This is a genomic window from Humidesulfovibrio sp. (genome assembly GCF_031082295.1).
Lineage (GTDB): Bacteria > Desulfobacterota > Desulfovibrionia > Desulfovibrionales > Desulfovibrionaceae > Humidesulfovibrio.
In genome coordinates, this window is record NZ_JAVHLD010000065.1 from 1 (window position 1) to 3,433 (window position 3,433).

General features: G+C 67.2%; 4 protein-coding genes. All 4 read right to left on the reverse strand.

Translation table 11 applies throughout. The features are described from left to right. Positions 1-143 precede the first annotated feature (143 nt). Entirely contained in the window at positions 144-1,361 is a 1,218-nt protein-coding gene (gene nifS / locus RDU24_RS15790) for a cysteine desulfurase NifS (RefSeq protein ID WP_308736743.1), read from the reverse strand. Between the two features lie 3 nt (positions 1,362-1,364). Further along, positions 1,365-2,198: a Fe-S cluster assembly protein NifU gene (gene nifU, locus RDU24_RS15795; protein ID WP_308736744.1), complete on the reverse strand. Its 834-nt coding sequence runs from the start codon at positions 2,196-2,198 to the stop codon at positions 1,365-1,367. 175 nt (positions 2,199-2,373) lie between these two features. Further along, positions 2,374-2,805 carry a DUF4079 domain-containing protein gene (locus RDU24_RS15800; RefSeq protein WP_308736745.1) on the reverse strand — a complete coding sequence of 144 codons (432 nt, stop codon included), beginning with the start codon at positions 2,803-2,805 and terminating at the stop codon, positions 2,374-2,376. Between the two features lie 24 nt (positions 2,806-2,829). Next, positions 2,830-3,433: UbiA family prenyltransferase (locus tag RDU24_RS15805; RefSeq protein WP_308736746.1), on the reverse strand; the 604-nt coding region annotated here is incomplete at its 5' end.

Below are 3,433 nucleotides of genomic sequence, written 5' to 3' on the forward strand. Positions count from 1 at the left end.
GGTTCCTCCTGAGACAGCCCTTTCGGCGTTAAATGGGGGTTCGGGCGTCAGCCGTTATGATGAGCGGTCTTCCGCGAATCTTACGGCTGTCGACAGCATCGATGGGCCGCTGCCCACGGCCGCCGGAGGCACTTCTTCCTCCCCTAGCACCCGCAGGGGGGCTTGGAATCCAGCGGGGACAGCGGGTCGGCCACGCCCTGCTTGTAGGGCGAGATCTTGCGCAGGGTCTCGATGATCCGCGGCACGTTGTCGATGACGTAGTCCACGTCCGCGTCCGTGGTGTAGCGCGAGAGCGAGAAGCGGATGGACCCGTGGGCGTAGGTGAAGGGCACGCCCATGGCGCGCAGCACGTGCGAGGGCTCAAGCGAGCCCGACGTGCAGGCAGAGCCGGACGACGCCGCGATGCCCAGCTGGTCGAGCAGGAGCAGGATGGCCTCGCCCTCGATGTACTTGAAGCTGATGTTTGAAGTGTTGGGCAGGCGCTCCAGCTTGTGGCCGTTCAGGCGGCTTTCGGGCACGCCCGCCAGCAGCGCGTTCTCCAGGCGGTCGCGCAGGGCGCGCACCGTGGTGTTCTCCGCTGGCAGGTGGGCCTTGGCGGCCTTGGCCGCCGCGCCGAGCGCGATGATTCCGGTGGTGTTCTCCGTTCCCGCGCGCTTGCCGTGCTCCTGGTGCCCGCCGATGAGGTACGGGCGGTAGGGCAGCTTGCGGCGCACGTAGAGCGCGCCGACGCCCTTGGGCGCGTGCAGCTTGTGGCCGGAGAGCGAGAGCATGTCCACCCCGGTCTCAGAGAGCTTCATGGGGATTTTTCCCACGGCCTGCACGGCGTCGGTGTGCAGCATGATGCCCCGGCTGCGGGTCATCTCGGCGATCTTCTCGATGGGGAAGATGACGCCGGTCTCATTGTTGGCCCACATGATGCTGACGATGGCCGTGTCCTCGGCGAGGCTGTCCTCAAGCTCCTGCATGTCCAGGCGGCCTTCCGCGTCCACGCCGAGGTAGGTCACGCGGTAGCCCTGGCTGCGCTCCAGGAACTTGCACAACGAGAGCACCGCCGGGTGCTCCACGCGGGTGGTCACGATGTGCCGCTTCTCGGGCTGGGCGGTCAGGGCCGAGCGGATGGCCGTGTTGTCGGACTCGGTGCCGCAGGAGGTGAAGATGATCTCGTCGGTGCCGCAGCCGAGCAGGTCGGCCAGGGACTCGCGCGCCTCGCGCATCTCGCGGCCCACGGCGCCGCCGAAGGTGTGCATGGACGACGGGTTGCCATAGCGCTCCGAGAAGAACGGCAGCATGGCCTCAAGCACTTCCGGGGCCACGCGGGTGGTGGCGTTGTTGTCCAGGTAGACGACGTTCTGTGCGCTCATGGGTTAGGCCTCCCGCACCACGATTTCCGGGTCGACCTTCTCGCGCAGGATGCCCTGCACCGTGCCCTGCACCGTGGCCTGGCTGGCCGGGCAGCCCGTGCAGCGGCCGCGCAGGTTCACCACGACAGTGAGCCCGTCGATGTCCGCCAGCTCGATGTCGCCGCCGTCGAGCTGGAGCCTCGGGCGGATCTCCTTCTCCAGCACTTCCTCGATGAGCTTCATGCGCTGGAGGTTCGTGAGCTTCTTCGCGGCCGGTGCGGGCGCGGGCGCGGCCTCGCCCCTGGCGGTGGCGATGAGCGCCTCGATCTTCTCATGGCACTTGGCGCAGCCGCCGCCGGCCTTGGTGTAGTAGGTCACGTCCTCGATGGTCTTGAGGTCGTTCTCGCGCACGGCGTGCAGGATCTGCTCGTCGGTGACGCCGAAGCACTCGCAGACGATCTCGCCCTCGGAATGCTCGTGGCTGCCCACATCCTCGCCGCGCCAGCTCTTGATGGCCGCTTCCAGCGCCTCCTCGCCCATCACCGAGCAGTGCATCTTCTCCTTGGGCAGGCCGCCCAGGGCATTGGCGATGTCCTTGTTGGTGATCTTCATGGCCTCGTCGACAGTCATGCCCTTGACCAGCTCGGTAAGGGCGGAGCTCGACGCGATGGCGCTGGCGCAGCCGAAGGTCTGGAAACTGGCGTCCTTGATGATGCCGTCCTCGATCTTGAGGAACAGCTTGAGCGCGTCGCCGCAGGCGATGGAACCCACCTCGCCCACGCAGGAGGCGTCCTTCATTTCGCCGACATTCTTCGGATTCAGAAAATGTTCCTTAACGATGTCCGTATATTCCCACATGGCGCAACTCCGGTTCGTCGATTGGCGCGCGGCCTCAGAGCGGCAAGGGCCAAGCGCATTCAAACTAAATACGCACCTTGGCGCGAGGCGCAAGGGGGCCGAAGATAATTTTGTGACTCAGAACCTGGGATGCCTCCGGCGGCCAGGGGGCGACGCCTTTGGCTGTTGTTGCCGGCTAGGCCATGACCATGTCGCGCAGGATGATGATGCCGGTGTAGAGCTGGTACAGGGCCATGAGCACGAGCAGGGCGTTGGCGCCGCCGTGGGCCAGGGGCAGGGCCACGCGCTTGGCCTTGTTGCGGTCCATGTAGAAGCCAGTGCCCATGCCGAAGAGGATGAGCGGGACCATGGCGATGCCTACCTGGTAGTGGTGGCCGGTGATGAACACGCTTTGCCAGCCCCACCAGGCCGCGCCGAGCCCGATGACGAAGTCGAGCCCCCAGCCGCAGAGCACGAGGATGCCCAGGAACACGTGCCGCTTCCAGGCGAAGATGAGGCCTTTCGTCCCCAGGTGCGCAAAGGAGAAGCGCACCCAGCCCAGGTACAACACGTAGAGCGAGAGGATGAGGGCCAGTGTCTGCAGGACGGGGTGTATCCACATGATCATGGGTCGGCTCCTTTTAGGGGGTGATCATGCCGCGCCGCGCAGGGCGTCGGCGGTCAGGAACGCCAGCAGCAGCACGAGCGAGCCGTTGACCAGGGCGAAGCCCAGGCGCTCGCGCGTGACAAGGGGCCAGGCAGCGCCCAAAAGCGTCAGGGCCAGGGCGGTGACAAGCCATTTGGTCAGCTCCGCCCCCACCAGCCCGAAGGCGGGCAGGAGCAGCATCAGCGCGCCGTAGGAAATGATCCACAGGGCCAGCGCTCCGTTCGCTCCGGCCCGGCCCACGCCCTGGTGCGGCGCGAAGAAGCCAGCCGCAGCGTAGTCGGCTGCGTTGAGGCGGGCGAACAGCCAGAAGTGCGGCACCTGCCAGGCATAGAACACCGCGGCGAGCAGCAGCGCGCGGGGCTCAAGCGGCGAGGCCCCGGCGCTCAGGCAGCCCAGCACGGGCGGCAGCGCTCCGGCGAGCCCGCCCACCAGCATCGCCAGGGACGTGCGTTTCTTGAGCGGGGTGTACAGGCCGTTGTAGAGGGCGAGGGTGAGCGGCACGATGGCGGCGGCGGCGAGCCCGCCCGGCGTGGCGGCGAGGAGCGCCCCGGCGCAGGCCAGGCAGCATGCGCTCCACAGCAGCGCCGCG